Here is a 16,289-nt window from a genome sequence, read left to right as displayed (position 1 = left end):
GGACGGGTTTTCGTGTCCTTTGAGTCTAAAAGAAGCCCTGCCCGTAATAGGTAGGGTCGGCTCAGGGGATGGGGTAGTTGGCAATCCCCTGAACTCCATGAATCCCTCACAGCTTCAAGCTGTGGGGGGCTAGAAGGGAGAATCCCCCGGTTTCTAACCGGGGGAGTGTCAACAACAGCAGTTGCCATGAGATTCTTTACGCCAAGGAGACCGAGCGGATACTCCATTGGCTCTCCCGGAAACGTGGAGGCGGCGGCTCATAAGGAGGTGGATAATCTCATGTCTAGCTGTGAGGATCCCGGCTGCGGCGAAGGCATGGCAGATAATAGGAGGTGCTCTTCATGGATGCAGTACCCCTATGGCCAGTGCTCTCATCTCCCCGGAAAATCTGCTGGATCTCTGTGAACAGGGTGTACGAAAGGCATTGGCTGCCGGGGCCGACCAAGCGGAAGTGTTTGCTAACTCAGGCCGCGAGACAGAAGTCACCTTTGAGAAAAATGACCTGAATCTAGCCCGCAGTAGTAGCGAAACTCTGTTCGGTGTGCGGGTCTTTTGTGGGGGCAGGCTGGGCTTTGCCACCTCCAACCGCCCGGAGGAACTGGCCGAGACTGCGGCAGAAGCAGTAGCTCTGGCCAAGGCTTCCCCTGCGGATCCCTTGAATGGACTGCCGGATCCCCAACCGTTGCCATCGGTTCCTTTTCCTCTCGATTCAGGGCTACTGGAACTGGATGCTGCCACTCTTACCCAACTGGGATCCGAACTCTTAGAACGAGTCCGCGCCCAAGACAGTCGCATCACCATCGACAGTGGCTCCATCAGCGTTGAAGAAGATACTTTGGCCATTGCCTCCTCCACCGGGATCCGCGCCAACTACCACAGCGTCGAGGGGGGGGGATCCCTGTTTGGTATGGCGATAGATGGGGAGGAGGTGGGGAGCTTTGCCTACGATGGCGACAGCGTGCAAAAGCGGGCGGATCTGATCCCGGCTCTGGAACGGGCTTTCGATCGGTTTGTCAGCAAATGTGTGGGGGCACTGGGGGCCACCCAGGGGGAAAGCTTTCGCGGCACCATCGTGCTCCCGCCCGATTCGGTGGAGGATCTGCTAGGGGATCTGATTGCGGTGTTGGGGGCCGATGCGGTGCGCAAAGGCAAAAGCCCCCTTGCCCAAAAGATGGGATCCCTGATCGCCAGTCCGTTGCTGACGGTGGTTTCGGAAGGCTTAGGGTTGCCCGGTTACCCAATCGAGCCGTTTGACCGGGAAGGGATCCCACGCCAAATTACCCCGCTGGTGAATGAGGGGATTCTCTGCAATTTCATGTACAACAGCTATGAGTCTCGCGCTGCCGGGATCCCGTCCAATGGCCATTCCACAGGGGGAGCCGGTAGCTTGCCGGGAGTGGGGCCTGCTTGTTTGAGTGTGGCAGCGGGTCAAACTCCCATGTCTGAGCTGTATGCCGTGGATCGGGGGATTATCGTTACCCGCCTCTCCGGCAGCAGCAACCCGATCACTGGCGATTTTTCTGGAGTGGTGAAGGGGGGCTTTTTGGTGAAAGGCGGAGAAAAACGCCCCATCTTGGAAACCACAATCGCGGGCAATCTCTATGACTGTTTGCGCAACATCTCAGCCATTTCAAAAGAAGTAACTATTTTTAATGGCAGCACCGCTTTTCCCGCTTTGCGCATTGAAGATGTTTCGGTTACCGCGGGCTAGAAGCTATGGCCATCCTTGAGTTTAACCCTTAATTTCTTCTGCTCTTCTGCCCAGGACTGTAGCAAAATCACCCTTCTTGGCTGGCCAGAACCTGCAAGCCTAAGGGCTGAAGGCTCTCACCTGGGTATCATGGGGGCGACGGACAAGGCTAGAACAATCGTCTCATACGGGACGGGCTGTCCGTGACCATGCAGTTGACAGCAGAGGGATTCATGTTGCTAAGCAACGCTCACGCGACCATGTGGCCAGCGGAAGGTCGGCAACGCGCCATCATCGAGTCGGTTACACCGGAAATTGACGGTGGGCGTTACGCCATCAAACGCACCGTCGGAGAGTACGTGGTGGTGGAAGCAGACATTTTCGGAGATGGCCACGACCAACTGTCGGCAGTGCTTTGTTTTCGGGAGGCAGGGACGGAGCGGTGGCAGGAAGTGTTCATGGAGCCGATCGGCAATGATCGCTGGCGGGGCCAATTTCAATTGAGCCGGATGGGGCAAGCCCATTACACGATTCAAGCCTGGGTGGATCACTTCAAAACCTGGCAGCAGGATCTGCACAAGCGGGTGGAGGCCGGGCAGGATGTATCCGTCGAGTTGCTGATCGGGGCAGAGTTGATTGAGCGGGCAGCGCAACTGCAGAGGGGCGATATCCACGACAAGCTGCGCAGCTATGCTCACCGCCTTCGAGAGGCTCAGGATGCCGCCATTGAAACAGCCTTATCCCCTAACCTGGGAGAGCTGATGCGGGTTTACGGCGAGCGCCCTTTTGTCAGTACCTATCCGGAACGAAGGGTTTGGGTAGATCCCATCAAAGCTCGCTTCAGTGCTTGGTATGAACTCTTTCCCCGCTCCTGTGGCCCCGATGAACATACCCACGGCACCTTCCGAGATGTCATCGCCCGCCTGCCGATGATCGCGGAGATGGGCTTCGATATTCTCTATCTACCGCCAATCCATCCCATTGGGCGGGCCTTCCGCAAAGGCAAAAACAACTCCATGACCCCTGAACCGGGGGATCCCGGATCCCCTTGGGCGATTGGCGGGCCAGAAGGAGGACACAAGGCGATTCACCCCCAACTGGGATCCCTGGCGGACTTTCATGAGTTGGTGGCTGAGGCCAAAAAGTTGAACATCGATATTGCCTTGGATATTGCCTTTCAATGCTCTCCGGATCACCCCTATGTGAAGGAGCACCCGGAATGGTTCAAAAAGCGCCCCGATGGCAGCATTCAATACGCAGAAAATCCACCCAAAAAATATCAGGATATTTACCCAATTAACTTTGAAACCGAAGATTGGCAGGCCCTTTGGGAGGAATTAAAAAGTGTAATCCAGTATTGGATCGACCAAGGGGTCAGTATCTTTCGGGTGGATAATCCCCATACCAAGGCTTTTGGTTTTTGGGAGTGGTGTATTGCTGAGATCAAAGCTCAGCACCCGGAGACAATCTTTTTGGCAGAAGCCTTTACCCGCCCGAAACTGATGAAATCCTTGGCTAAGCTAGGCTTTACCCAGTCCTATACCTACTTTACCTGGCGCAACGACAAATGGGGCTTGACGGAGTATTTCACGGAGCTGACCCAAACCCCGATGCGGGAGTATTACCGCCCCAACCCTTGGCCGAATACCCCCGATATTCTGCATGAGTTTCTGCAAACGGGGGGTCGCCCAGCGTTTATGGTGCGCTTTATTTTGGCCACCACCCTCGGAGCAAGCTATGGCATCTATGGCCCCGCGTTTGAGCTGTGTGAAGGTCGTCCGGTACGCAAAGGCAGCGAAGAATATCTGGATTCTGAGAAATATCAGATCCGTCACTGGGATCTCGATACCCCCGACAATCTGCGACCTTTGATCGCCACGGTTAACCACATTCGTCGGCAAAACCCGGCCTTGCAAAGTGACTGGAGCTTGGTGTTTCACCCCACCGACAATGATGCTCTCATTTGCTATTCCAAACGCACCTTTGAGGGTTCCAATCGCATTTTGATCGCTGTGAATTTGGATCCTTTTCACATTCAATCCGGTTGGGTCAACCTAAACCTGGCGGCTTTGGACTTGGAACATTGGCAAACCTTTAAGCTGACGGATCTGTTGGATGGCCGCCACTATTCTTGGCAGGGATCCAGCAACTACATTAAGTTGGATCCCTGGACGATGCCGGCCCACATTTTTCGGTTGGAAAGCTAGGGCTATAAAGATAGATTCGAGATTCGGGCTAAGCTGTCGGTACAGCCCTTTGCGCCAAGGACACGCTAGCGCGTCTCCTGGCCAAAACTTTTTGAAATTCGTGATGGTGTGGGGCTACTAGCTGGTAGCAATCATTACATGCTTGGTAACCTGGTAGTCTCGCACTGCCTCCGCCGAGAGATCCTTCCCAAACCCAGACTGCTTAAAGCCGCCATGAGGGGTCTCTGAGGCAAGGGGAATATGGTCGTTAATCCAGACGGTGCCGAACTCCAGATCGGCGGCAAACTTCATCGCCCGCCCGATGTCTTGAGTCCACACAGAAGCCGCCAAGCCGTATAGGACATCATTGCCCAACCGTAGCGCCTCCGCTTCTTCGCGGAACGGACTGAGGGTGAGAACAGGCCCAAAGACCTCACTTTGAATGATTTCTGCTCGTTGATCAACATTGGTAATCACCGTTGGCTCGTAGTAGTACCCTTGGGAAAACTCCGGTGGGATCCGCCCTCCTGTTAACACCTTTGCCCCAGCCGCCTTAGCCCGCTCCACAAATCCCATGACTCGTTCCCGCTGGGCTGCTGAAACGAAGGGGCCCATTTCCACCCCCGATTGAAAAGGGGATCCCAGGGTTACTTTGCGCATTGCTTCAACAATCGCTTCTTGGGCTTGAGCCAGTTTGCTTTCTTGTACATAGACACGGGTGGCGGCGGTGCAGTCTTGGCCGGTATTGATGGTGGCCGCAAAGGTGGCTTTGGCCGCGATGGTCTCAATATCCGCATCCTCAAACACGATGAAGGGGGCTTTGCCACCCAGCTCCAAATGAACCCGTTTTAGGGTGTCTGCCGCAGTCCGCATCACCTTTTTGCCCGTTGCGGTGGATCCCGTCAGGCTGACCATGCGCACATCCGGGTGTTCCACCAGGGCTTGCCCCGTTTCGTTGCCCCCAGACAGAATATTGACCACACCATCTGGGATCCCGGCAGCAGCGATCAGTTCCCCCAGCATCAGGGTGGTCAGGGGTGTGGAGGGAGCAGGCTTGAGCACTACGGTGCAACCCGCCGCCAAGGCAGGGCCGATTTTCCAAACGGCCATCATTAAGGGGTAATTCCAGGGAGCAATTTGAGCGCAGACCCCAACCGGCTCTTTCCGGAATACAGAGGTGTAGCCCTTGGCATATTCCCCGGCACTGGAGCCATGGGTATCGCGGGCAGCGGCAGCAAAGAAGCGTAGGTTATCCACCGCAAACGGTAAATCCCCCCCTAAACTGACCAGCTCGTAGGGTTTGCCGGTATTTTCCGACTCCAGCCGAGCCAGTTCTTCTGAGCGAGCCTCGAGCAGATCCGCCAGTTTCCAGAGGGCAAGGGAGCGTTCGCCAGGGGTGAGTTTCGACCAACGGCCATCGTAAAAGGCCGTCTGGGCAGCTTGTACCGCCCGATCCACATCAGCCGGGCTGGCATCGACCACTTCCGCTAAAGTTTCTCCCGTCGCGGGGTTCTCAATGGCCATGACGCCTCCCCCTTGGCTATCGGCCCATTGGCCGTTGATCCAGAGTTTGTAGGCCATAGTGACGTCCTCAACAGCTCGGTAGGGGTAAGAAAACTCTCCCCATTGTGCCGAATCTTTCTCCAAATGAACTCCATGGACTCTGTCCCGCTTACGGGAACGGTTCAGTTTAGCCCCAAGGAACGGTATGATGCCACTGAGAACTACTTGCAATAGGAAAGGAGACCGATGATGGTTGCTACCCAAGTCTCTGCCCAAGATCTCTTCCGGGCCGCTTACGAAAACCGCTACACCTGGGATCCCGACTTTCCGGGCTACAGCGCAGACGTGACCTACTGGGATGGAGAACGGACATTCACTGGGCAGGTGCGAGTGGGGGCAGACCTGAAGGCCACGGTTATGGGCGTGGAGGATGAGGAGGCCCAGAAAGCCATCCACAACCAAATTTGGGAGATCGCCATTCACCGCGTTCGTCGTAGCTTTGCCGATACCCACGGCCAGAACACCTTTCGCTACGGCGAGACCTTACCGGACGGGTCGGTGGAAATTCTGGTGGGGGGCAAAGCAGCTGGGGATCGCTACCGGGTGCGGGATAACCAAGTGACGATGGTGCACCGGCATATTCATGGTGTGGTCGTCACCATTCATACCTTTAGCAGTCACGATACCGGTGAGGGCTACCTTTCCCACCGCTACGACTCCGTTTATCACGACCCCAAAACGGGGGAACAGAAGGGGAGACGCAGCCAGTTTGAGGATCTTTACGAAAAGGTTGGCAACTACTTCATTCTGTCGGAGCGGCGCATCCAAACCGAGACCGAAACGGGATCCGTCGAGAAGCGGTTCACCTTCTCCAACCTGGCTTTGCTCCACTCCGCCACCTGACCAAGCTGCTTTGGGACAGGAGTCAACCAATGCTAAGGTCGGAAGAGGGATCTTAAAGTTTCGCAATGGATCCCGGCTGCCCTAGTTTGTGGCTCTCCACCTGAAGACCTGATGCTAAAAGCTGGAATTGTTGGCCTACCGAATGTAGGCAAGTCCACCCTGTTCAACGCGCTCTGTGAAAATGCCAAGGCAGAGGCGGCCAATTTTCCCTTCTGTACGATCGAGCCCAATGTGGGCCGGGTGGCGGTGCCGGACGAGCGCTTACAGGTGCTTGGGAAGATCAGCGGCTCAGCCGAGATCATCCCCAGCCAAATCGAGTTTGTGGATATTGCCGGTTTGGTGGCAGGGGCGAGCAAAGGGGAGGGCTTGGGTAATCAGTTCCTGTCCCACATTCGCCAGGTGGATGCAGTCGTGCATGTGGTGCGCTGCTTTGAAGACGAAAACATCGTGCATGTGGCCGGTTCGGTGGATCCCTTGCGGGATATCGGGGTAATTAACCTGGAGCTGGCCCTTGCGGATCTGGCCCAGATCGAGCGGCGGGTGGAGCGGGTGCGCAAACAGGCCAAATCCGATAAAACAGCGCAGGTGGAGCTCAAGGCCCTAGAACAGTTACAAGCTGCTTTGGATGAAGGTAAGCCGGCCCGCTTGGTGCCCCTCAGTCAAGAGGAAGAGCTGCTGGTGAAAGGGTTGGGGTTATTGACCCGTAAAAAAGTGATCTACGCCGCCAACGTTGCGGAAACAGACTTAGCCAGTGGCAATGCCTGGGTAGAACAGGTACGGCAATTTGCCAAGGCTGAAGGGGCGGGTGTGGTGGTGGTTTCGGCCCAGGTGGAGGCGGAATTGTTGGATTTGCCCGCAGAAGAACGGCAGGCTTATCTGGACTCCCTCGGGGTGAAAGAAGGGGGGCTGAAATCTCTCATTCGTGCTACTTACGAGCTCTTGGGCTTGCGCACCTACTTTACCTCCGGCCCCAAAGAGACCCGGGCTTGGACGATTCCGGTTGGGGCGACAGCGCCTCAGGCAGCCGGGGTGATTCACTCCGATTTTGAGCGCGGCTTTATTCGGGCGGAAACAGTGTCCTATCAAGACTTGGTGACGACGGGATCCCTGAATGCGGCCAAAGAAAAGGGCCTGCTGCGCAGCGAGGGCAAGGAGTACGTGGTGCAGGAAGGGGATGTGATGCACTTCCGCTTCAATGTCTGAGGGATATCTGAGGCTCTCCTCTGAGATCCCATAAGAGATCCAATTGGATCTGGATCCCTCTCAGAATAAGCACACTCTTCTCAGAAATCTAAGAATTGCCCACTTGAAATAAGCATAAAGACCTAGGACGCTCAGGGTCAGGGATCCCAAGCCGATGGGGTCGGTTGTGGCTGCGCCTCCGGGGACGGTTTTTCTGAGAGAGCTGTTGACGCTGTAACGAAACATCACAATAATTGGGGTAGATAAACAAATCTTTTAGGGATGTATAGATGGACATGCTGCAATTTGGCCCAATGGGCTGGGTTTACATGGCGATCTTTGCTTCGTTGATCTGGTGCATCTGGGGTCGCTCCGAAGACGACATCATGTTCTGAGCCCGCACAGCTATTCTCTTCATCTCCCATTCAGGATTGCCTAAGGGGACTTTCATATCCCTGCCCTATGATGGGTTGAGCCAGGGCAACAGCTGCTCTGGTAAGCTCGTTACGGTCTAGCGGGCAAGTGGCAACAACTGGGTAGAGGAGGGATCCGATGGACAGCGCCCAAATTTGGCAACGCTACTGTGACTGGCTCTACTACCACCCCGGCCTAGAGTTTTTTTTGGATATCAGCCGGATTCGCTTCACCCCGGAGCAGGTGGGATCCCTGCAGTCTCGTTTTGCTGAGGCTTTCGCGGCCATGCAGGCTTTAGAAGCAGGAGCGATTGCCAACCCGGATGAACATCGCCAGGTGGGCCACTATTGGCTACGGGCTCCTGAGCTGGCCCCAACACCTGAACTGACCCAAGCGATTCAGGGTTGCATCGAGCAGATCGAAGCCTTTGCCGAAAAGATCCATCACGGCATGATTCCGGCCAGCGGTGGGGGGCGCTTTACGGAGCTGTTGTGTGTGGGGATTGGCGGATCGGCACTGGGGCCACAATTTGTAGCGGAAGCCTTGGCGCCTCAGCACCCTCCCCTCAATATCCACTTTATTGACAATACGGATCCCGATGGCATTGACCGCGTTCTGGCACGGTTGGCGGGCAAGCTGGGGCAGACCCTGGTGATTATCACCTCCAAATCTGGCGGCACCCCCGAACCCCGCAATGGCTTGGTGGAAGTGGAGCAAGCTTACCAAAAGGCCGGGATCCCGTTTGCTGTCCATGCCGTAGCGATTACCAGTCCCGGCAGCAAGCTAGAAGTCCAGGCTCGACAAGCGGGATGGCTGGAGGTTTTTCCCATTTTTGATTGGGTGGGTGGGCGCACTTCTGAAACCTCGGCAGTGGGCCTATTGCCGGCGGCGTTGCAAGGGATCGACATTCGGGCGCTCTTGGCGGGGGCAGCCACGATGGATGAGGCCACCCGTGTGCCGGAGGTGAAACGGAACCCTGCGGCTCTGTTGGCTTTGGCTTGGTACATCGCCGGTCAGGGTCAGGGGCGCAAAGATATGGTGGTCTTGCCCTATAAAGATCGGCTGCTGCTCTTCAGCCGTTATTTGCAGCAGTTGGTGATGGAGTCCTTAGGGAAATCCCACGACTTGAAGGGGAATCGCGTTGAGCAGGGCATTGCCGTCTATGGCAACAAGGGCAGTACCGACCAACATGCCTATGTGCAACAGTTGCGGGACGGCATCAATAACTTCTTCGTCACCTTCATCGAGGTGTTGCAGGATCGTGAGCCAGGGATCCCTTCACCCTTTGTGGAGCCGCAGGTGACCAGTGGAGATTACCTGAGTGGTCTGTTGCAGGGAACGCGGCAAGCCCTCTACGAAAATGGCCGCGACTCGATTACTGTGACCATTCCGCGGGTGGATGCCCGCTCGGTGGGGGCTTTGATTGCTTTGTATGAACGGGCGGTTGGCCTTTACGCCGCTTTGATCAACATCAATGCTTACCATCAACCGGGAGTGGAAGCGGGTAAAAAAGCGGCCAGTGCGGTGCTGGAACTGCAGCGGCAGGTGATTGAGGTGGTGCGCAGTCATGCGGGATCCCTGACCCTAGGTCAGTTGGCGGAAAAAGTCGGATCGCCGGAGCGGATCGAAACCCTCTATTTCATCCTGCGACACCTCCATGCCAACGGGCGTGAAATTCAGTTGATCGGGGATCCCGGTTGTCCTTTGGACTTGAAAATTCAGGCACGACCTACCTAGCCTCTTTGTTTTTCTGGGCGTTGAGGAGAACTGTCTTGAGTGGATCAATCTTGAGTGGATCAATCTGTACCTGACCTTAAGCCCTTCTACCAACCCAGCCCGGTTGCCTAGAATCGAGCAAGAGCCAACTCCAGGAGGAGACTATGGATCAATCTGCTGCCGTCCTGCCTTTACAAGCTCCTAAGGATGTCTCCATCGACGATATTGAGCAGGAACTGAATAAGATCTGGTCTTCCAAAGGAGAGAGTGTTGCTGCCCGTGCTGCCACCTTTACCCTGGTGGTGTACGAATCCTTAGATGATGCTCTGCTGTTGCCTTCCCCCACGGTGGAGGCGATTGCCACCCAAAACCCCTGCCGCGTCATTGACTTGCGCGCCAAACGGGAGGGATCCGCAGAGGATGTCATCGAATCGCAAGTGGCGGCCTACTGCCCGGTGACCCGTGAACAGCGCAGCTCTCTGGTGTGTTGCGAGTACATCACCTTGAAAGCGCCGGAATCGGCCTTTGTGCGCGCCTGCAGTACGGTTGCGTCTTTGTTGATCCCCAGTTTGCCCACCTTCTTGTGGTGGCAAGGGGATTTGGACTTGAACAGCCTCCTGTTTCAAAAGCTGGTTTCCCTAAGCAACCGTGTCATTGTTGATTCACGAGGCTTTGTTAACCCGGAAGAAGACCTGGGAGAAATGTATCTGCTCACCACCGAAGGCCGGCAGTGTGGTGATTTGAACTGGAAACGGCTCAGCTCCTGGCAGGAACTGACTGCGCAGGCTTTTGATCCCCCGGATCGGCGGGAATCTCTACAGGCGGTCGATCGCGTAACCCTCGACTACAAAGCCGGTAACCCTTGTCAGGCCTTCCTGTTCTTGGGTTGGTTAGCCAGCCGTTTGGGGTGGACACCGATAGAGCGAGTCCAGACCAAGGAACACGACTATTTGATCGACCGGATTCGTTTCCAAAGGGCAAGCGGTGGCGAGGTGATGGCGGAACTGGCAGCAGTCCCCTTGGCCTCAGAAATGACCCAACCGGGGGATCTAATCGGGATGCGCCTCACTTCTAGCGATATTCGCGCGGATGCTTGTACCGTGCTCTGTTCGGAAACCACAGGCTGTATGCGAATGGAGGCCATGGGGGGAGCTCAAAGCTGTGTGATTCGGCAGGTAGCCCCGATTGAGCACGATTCACTGGATACGCTACTGACGGCTGAGCTGCAACGGTTGGGCCCAGATCACCTGTATGAGGAAACCTTGGTGGTGGTGGATCAGATCCTCAAGCTAGCGTTTTAAGCGTTTCTTCTGCCACTTGTGAAAGTCTTTCTCGTAGCGTTCTCCCTCGGTATGGTAGGTATTCCAGCCCTTGAGGGAAACCGCCAAGCCCCAGCCCATCAACACAAACAATGACCAAGACAGCCCTCCCCCAGAGAGTAAGTCCAACCCCACCAAAAAGCCATTGACGATCCCATAGCGCCCAAGCAAGTGGTAGAACTGACGGCGGCGGTAGCGCTGAAACTCCTGATGCTGGCTGTTTAGCTGTTGCCAAGCTTCCCATTCCCGTTCGGCCAGCTCCAGCTCTTGCGAGGTGATCCCCAGCTCCGCAGCCATTTCTTGCAGTTGAGGACGGGTAAACTCGCCCAGACGCGGTTGGCGGGCAATGGCCCGTTGTAGGATCTGTTGCACGTCTTCTTGGCTATACCGGGATCCCGACATTTGGCCCACACACAACTTCATAATCCTTAGTTTAAGCCAGCTGGATCTTGCAGCTCATTAAGCTCCTCATTCTCTGGGATCCCAACCGTTAGACTAAACAGTGAGCCTGTGCTGATTCTCTGTGCTGATCACCCATGACCTGCTCGTTTTGCCGTTAGGGCTATGACCTCCACCCGCTCTAGACCGATTCCTCACCAGAGCCGTCAGAGTCGTACTTCCCTACTGAGCGATCTGTTGGAGGTTTTGCCACACCTACGCCCACAACTGTATTTCAAATCTTCCCTGGTCGCCCTTAGCCATGCCATCGAGGATCAGGTGTTACAAGGGCAGGGATCCCCGTGGGTCTTCGCCAACTTTCAAAAGGAACGCTACTACCGCCAGGAGGCCCGCCGTTACCGTCGCATCAGCGCAGTGGCCCAGGATGTCTTTGTGTTGGCAACCCCGGAAACGGACTTTGCTCAAACGGATCTGCCCTACCACACCATCCCTCTGGATCCGGCGGATCCCTTGGCTCAAGAGTGGCATGTGATTGTGATTGATGCCAGTTACGCCACCTGCTTGGTTTGTCGGGAACGGGCGCGGGTGAAGCGCAACTCATCCTGGGGGGGCAGCGATATGGATACAGCCCGGCAATTTGATGGGATTTGGTCTTTCGATCGCCTCACAACCACACAGGCAGCTTTGGCTCTGCTGCCTAAAATCCTCGGCTATCGACCGGATTTGACCCCTCGCATTGAGCCAATTCGCCAGTACCTAGAGGGATCCCTGGCGGACAGCACCAGCCAACTCAACCCCGGCCCTTTCACAGAACGATTGATTACCTACCTCCAGGCGGGGCAATACAAACTGCAGCGCACCTACCGCACCATTCAGGCCCAAGAGCGCAAAGAGCACCTGATCAACCGTATCAGCAGTGCCATTCGGCAGTCTTTGGATCCCAGTGACATTCTCGCCATTGCCGTGCAGGAGTTGGGGCAGGTGGCAGAAGTGGGGCGGTGTTTAATCTACCGCTACGACGGCCAAGCCCCTGAGGTTCGGATCGAGCAGGAGTATCGCACGCTCACGATGGGCAGCCTGAAGGGATCCCTCTGGCCCATTCAAATCAACCCCTTTTTGCGGGAGGCGATTCAGTCGGGGCAGCTGGTATGTTGCGAAGACAGCGAGAACCATCAGCATCTGGGTCGGATGCCGGAGCTGTGGCGTAGTGCCAAAATTCGCGCTTGGGTGGCCATGCCGATCCTCTACCAAGGACGGCTGCTGGGCATCCTAGAGCTGCACCATGAGCAACCCCATCGTTGGCAATCGGCCACCCTGGAACTGGCCGAAGCCATCGCCAACCAAGTGGGGGTCGCCCTGCTGCAGGCAGAAGCCTATCAACACCTGGAGGAACTCAACCAACAACTGGAAGCCCTGGATCAGGCTAAATCAGAGCTGATTGCCGTCACGGGGCACGAACTACGCACCCCCCTGTCCACCATCCAGGTTTGCCTAGAGTCTTTGGCCAGCGACCCGGATATGCCCTTGGAGATGCGACAGGAAATGTTGAACACTGCCCTGCAAGATGCCAGTCGGCTACGGGAATTGGTGCAGGATTTTCTCACCCTCTCTAAGCTGGAAAGTGGTCGTATCCGTTGGCACATTGAACCCCTATCAGCCCAAGAATGTGTGGATTTGGCCCTGAGCAACATCAAGGCGCGGCGTCGGCATGAGGCGTTACCCGCCATTGAGCAAGTGATGCCCAAGCGGTTACCCATGGTGCGTGCGGATGGGGAATGGCTGGTGGAGGTGTTGCGCAAGTTACTGGACAATGCCTGCAAATTTACCCCTGCCAGTGGACAAATCTGGATCCGAGTCGAGGTGGTAGAAGCCGCTGTTGGATCTGTAGGGATGGTGAAGTTCACCGTCGCTGATAGCGGGCGGGGCATTGAGCCGGATCGGTTGCAGGCCATCTTCGACCGGTTTTACCAGGCGGAGGGATCCCTGCGGCGTTCGGTGGGGGGGACGGGCCTGGGGTTAGCCATTTGCCGATTGATCATCGAAGCCATGGGGGGGCGGATTTGGGCGGAATCTGCCGGACTGGATCAGGGTAGTGCTTTCCATTTCACCTTGCCGATGGTTCATCCACAAACCCAAGGGAAACTCTCGATTGCCGCTTGATTCAAAATCTGTGAGTCCTAGAGGGTATGAGCTGGCTCAACTGTTTTTGAGCTTAATTGCTTAATTTTAATTATTGAATTATTGTCAGATATAGTCGAAAACTATCGGCTTAGGGGCCACCAGTTCACCTTGCCACGGGTGATGCCGTAGATCTCATCCAGTTGTTCCAAATCTTGAATCGAGAGGCCATCCCCACCAGCTTCTGGATGCAGTTGAATCACCCCAACTTGGCTCATGCCCTTGAGCACTTGTTCCACAGTGCGGGGGTTGAGCTGGCTGGCCCGGGCGATGATATCAATGGGGAGGTCGAAGGTAAAAGTACCGGCAGAATCCGGTTGGCTGCCTAGTGCTTGTTCTTGATAAACCAGGGCTTTGAGCACAGTGGCCACGGCCTGTGGTGGATAGGCACTGCAATTGAGCAGATGATATTGAAACTTTTCCCGCAACTCAAAGAGGCGTTTGTAGCGATGCTGGAGGTTTTCGTGGTTGCGGTACAACTCTTGAAAGGCCTCTAGAGAAATGCGCAAAACGGTGGTGGTTTTGTAGGCTTCCACCAAGCTGGGAAAGGCATAATCCAGGAGGCCGTAGCTAAAGGGCAAATTGCGCATGCCCAAGCAACTGCCGGGGTAATTGATGCCAATAACCCGATCCAGTGGGCTACTGCGAATGATGATCGGCCCGCCGGCAAGCACAACGTAGAGGTTCTGTAGCGATTTTTCCGGCTGGAAAGCAGTAAAAAGAGACTGGCTGGCGTAGAACTTCTCAATTTGATTGACTTCGACCTTCAGCTCCCCGGCCAGAGCAACGGGATCCCAGCCGCGAAACAAGTAGGAGTTCTCCACCAAGCTCTGTAACACCTGTGAGAGGGGGCCTGTGGAGCTGTCAGGGATGCGCGTACTGGGCATGATACCAGATGTACAGGAGGCTGAGGGCATCTCTGGCAACAGGCTAACATCCTCATTTCTTGGGCACAATGCCAGTTGAATCGCTGGGTAGCGAGTTCAAAATCGTCCTAAGATGCCCTGCCGGCAAAGATGTCCTGATAGAGAGAAAGACCCTCAGCACAAACAGCCATTGGTTAGGTTTGCGGTTCAGTCCCCACCTCTGCCGGGGGCAACTCTATCTCACCGCTGATCACTCGGTAAATCAGGGATCCCAGTAATGCCCCGAGAATGGGAGCCACCCAGAACAACCACAGTTGCGCCACTGCCCAATCGCCGACAAACAGGGCTACCCCCGTACTGCAGGCCGGATTCACAGAAGTATTGGCGACGGGGATGTTGATCAGGTGAATCAAGGTCATCAATCTTTTTGGGAAGCTCTTTTTTCTGAGGGAGGTTACAAGGGAGCTGTGGTTGCGGCAGTCCCTGGTTTTCAGCCGTCTTGAGGCAAACAATATGGCAAAGTGAAGGGGGAGCATTCAAGACTTGGCCATGCCTGCACCGCTTTTGGCCCTCCTTGCTGGGGTCGGTGGCTACTTCCTCGGCTCAATCCCGACGGGGTATTGGGTGGGGCGTTGGTGGGGGGGCATCGACATCCGCACCCAGGGATCCGGCTCTACGGGGGCGACGAATGTGTTGCGCACCTTGGGGAAAGGGCCGGCGCTGCTGGTGTTGCTGGTGGATGCGTTTAAGGGAGCCGCCGCCGTTGGATTGGGAGGGGCGTTGGGATCCCCGTGGTGGGTGGTGTTGGCCGCTTTCCTGGCGATCATCGGCCATAGCCGCTCCTGTTGGCTGGGCTTTAAGGGGGGCAAATCGGTGGCCACTAGCTTGGGCATTTTGTTGGCGATGGCTTGGCCGGTGGCACTGGCAATTTTTGGAGTGTGGCTGCTGGGGATTGCCCTCACCCGCATCGTTTCCTTCAGCTCCATTTTGGCGGCAGTGGCGGCTCCTGTATTGATGTGGAGTACAGATCAGCCCTTGCCCTACCTGTTGTTTGCTCTGGCGGGAGGAGTTTACGTAGTTGCCACCCACCGGCGCAATATTGAACGGTTGCTGGCGGGATCCGAACCGCGCATCGGCCAAAAATGGGTTCAATCTCCCTGACCTGGAGAGAGTCGAACGGATGAAATGCATGGATGGGCAAACCACCACAGAGGTTTTTGTGTACGGATCCCTGCTGCGGGGTGGCCAGTACCACAGCTTGATGAGTGGGGCAGAATTTTTGCGGGAAGACAGCCTAAGAGGAATCGATCTCTACGATCTCGGCCCTTACCCGATGGCCATTCCCGGACAAAACCGACTTTACGGCGAGTGTTACCGGATCCCATTGGGGTTGTTGTCCCGGTTGGATGAACTGGAGGAGCATCCCCATGTCTACGAACGGCAGTGGCTGTGTCTGGACAGTGGCAACTTTGCCTGGATTTACTTGGGCCGACCGGAGCAGGTGCAGGGTTGTGTGCTGATTCCCGATGGCCGCTGGAGGAAACTGGCCTAAGCAAAACCCTCCAGAACAGTACACTTGTGGCATCCCTCTGCCTCATTTCTGCCTCGCCATGTCTGAGCCTTCTTCGTGCGCCAGTTTGCTCTACCACGAGTTCACCAAATATTCCCCAGAAGGACTAGCCCGTAACACTCGCCAACTGGATTGGAGTCGTCAGCCACAACCCTACAAAGACTATCCCGCAGGGGTGGGCACAACCCTGGCTCTACGGACCCATTTGCAACAGGGTGGGCCAGAGCCGGAATCCCAGCCCTGATTGACTGACAAAAGCTGCTTACAGATAGCTGGGTGCCTTGCTGTGCGGTAGTTTTGGAGATTGAAGAGATGAAGGGGGAGCCAGCGTTCTAAGCTTAGATACCACTCAAAACCGTGAAC

Annotated in this window: 13 protein-coding genes and 1 pseudogene; 10 read left to right on the top strand and 4 right to left on the bottom strand. The window is 55.8% G+C overall.

The features are described from left to right. Positions 1 to 358: 358 nt before the first annotated feature. Positions 359 to 1,711, top strand: coding sequence for a TldD/PmbA family protein (locus JX360_RS15765; protein ID WP_244352832.1), 1,353 nt, complete (start codon positions 359 to 361; stop codon positions 1,709 to 1,711). A 212-nt stretch (positions 1,712 to 1,923) separates the two neighbouring features. Further along, on the top strand, positions 1,924 to 3,897 hold the full coding sequence (locus tag JX360_RS15760) for an alpha-1,4-glucan--maltose-1-phosphate maltosyltransferase (RefSeq protein ID WP_244352831.1): 1,974 nt from the start codon (positions 1,924 to 1,926) through the stop codon (positions 3,895 to 3,897). 117 nt (positions 3,898 to 4,014) lie between these two features. Here the strand turns inward: JX360_RS15760 and JX360_RS15755 are convergent, their stop codons facing one another. After that, on the bottom strand, positions 4,015 to 5,457 hold the full coding sequence (locus JX360_RS15755) for a gamma-aminobutyraldehyde dehydrogenase (RefSeq protein ID WP_244352830.1): 1,443 nt from the start codon (positions 5,455 to 5,457) through the stop codon (positions 4,015 to 4,017). Positions 5,458 to 5,628: 171 nt separating this feature from the next. Between JX360_RS15755 and JX360_RS15750 the strand changes: the two genes are divergently transcribed. From JX360_RS15750 to JX360_RS15735, 4 genes are all read left to right on the top strand, one after another. Next, positions 5,629 to 6,282 (top strand): DUF3386 domain-containing protein, encoded by a 654-nt coding sequence (locus JX360_RS15750; protein ID WP_244352835.1) that lies wholly within the window; start codon positions 5,629 to 5,631, stop codon positions 6,280 to 6,282. Positions 6,283 to 6,393: 111 nt separating this feature from the next. After that, positions 6,394 to 7,485 carry a redox-regulated ATPase YchF gene (gene ychF / locus JX360_RS15745; protein WP_244352829.1) on the top strand — a complete coding sequence of 364 codons (1,092 nt, stop codon included), beginning with the start codon at positions 6,394 to 6,396 and terminating at the stop codon, positions 7,483 to 7,485. A 531-nt stretch (positions 7,486 to 8,016) separates the two neighbouring features. After that, the gene (locus JX360_RS15740; protein WP_244352828.1) at positions 8,017 to 9,615 is read left to right on the top strand and encodes a glucose-6-phosphate isomerase; all 1,599 of its coding nucleotides are present in this window, start codon (positions 8,017 to 8,019) and stop codon (positions 9,613 to 9,615) included. A gap of 143 nt (positions 9,616 to 9,758) precedes the next feature. Then, positions 9,759 to 10,895, top strand: a complete 1,137-nt coding sequence (locus JX360_RS15735; protein WP_244352826.1) for a glucose-6-phosphate dehydrogenase assembly protein OpcA — start codon at positions 9,759 to 9,761, stop codon at positions 10,893 to 10,895. Here the strand turns inward: JX360_RS15735 and JX360_RS15730 are convergent. Continuing rightward, positions 10,884 to 11,336 carry a 2TM domain-containing protein gene (locus JX360_RS15730; protein ID WP_244352825.1) on the bottom strand — a complete coding sequence of 151 codons (453 nt, stop codon included), beginning with the start codon at positions 11,334 to 11,336 and terminating at the stop codon, positions 10,884 to 10,886. The genes JX360_RS15735 and JX360_RS15730 overlap by 12 nt on opposite strands. 141 nt (positions 11,337 to 11,477) lie before the next feature. Here JX360_RS15730 and JX360_RS15725 point away from each other — a divergent pair, with 141 nt between their 5' ends. Continuing rightward, positions 11,478 to 13,472, top strand: coding sequence for a DICT sensory domain-containing protein (locus tag JX360_RS15725; RefSeq protein WP_244352824.1), 1,995 nt, complete (start codon positions 11,478 to 11,480; stop codon positions 13,470 to 13,472). Positions 13,473 to 13,573: 101 nt separating this feature from the next. Here JX360_RS15725 and JX360_RS15720 read toward each other — a convergent pair whose 3' ends face one another. Together JX360_RS15720 and JX360_RS15715 are read right to left on the bottom strand one after the other, a co-directional pair. Then, positions 13,574 to 14,377, bottom strand: a complete 804-nt coding sequence (locus tag JX360_RS15720) for a Crp/Fnr family transcriptional regulator (RefSeq protein ID WP_244352823.1) — start codon at positions 14,375 to 14,377, stop codon at positions 13,574 to 13,576. A 173-nt stretch (positions 14,378 to 14,550) separates the two neighbouring features. After that, positions 14,551 to 14,775 (bottom strand): annotated as a pseudogene (locus JX360_RS15715) (aquaporin); the annotation flags it as partial. Between the two features lie 130 nt (positions 14,776 to 14,905). On the opposite strand from JX360_RS15715, the gene plsY reads away from it, so the two are divergent. Genes plsY through JX360_RS15700 form a run of 3 tightly spaced genes read left to right on the top strand, consistent with a single transcriptional unit; the run spans position 14,906 to position 16,170 of the window. Then, complete coding sequence (plsY, locus tag JX360_RS15710) at positions 14,906 to 15,517, top strand: glycerol-3-phosphate 1-O-acyltransferase PlsY (protein ID WP_244352833.1); 612 nt, start codon at positions 14,906 to 14,908, stop codon at positions 15,515 to 15,517. Between the two features lie 28 nt (positions 15,518 to 15,545). Further along, the gene (locus JX360_RS15705; protein WP_244352822.1) at positions 15,546 to 15,908 is read left to right on the top strand and encodes a gamma-glutamylcyclotransferase family protein; all 363 of its coding nucleotides are present in this window, start codon (positions 15,546 to 15,548) and stop codon (positions 15,906 to 15,908) included. Positions 15,909 to 15,966: 58 nt separating this feature from the next. Continuing rightward, positions 15,967 to 16,170, top strand: coding sequence for a hypothetical protein (locus tag JX360_RS15700; protein WP_244352821.1), 204 nt, complete (start codon positions 15,967 to 15,969; stop codon positions 16,168 to 16,170). The last annotated feature ends 119 nt before the right edge of the window (positions 16,171 to 16,289 follow it).

Origin of the sequence: Thermostichus vulcanus str. 'Rupite' (assembly GCF_022848905.1) — a bacterium.
Lineage (GTDB): Bacteria > Cyanobacteriota > Cyanobacteriia > Thermostichales > Thermostichaceae > Thermostichus > Thermostichus vulcanus_A.
The sequence above is the reverse complement of the archived record's forward strand: the minus strand, read 5'-3'. Positions and strand labels throughout refer to the sequence as shown.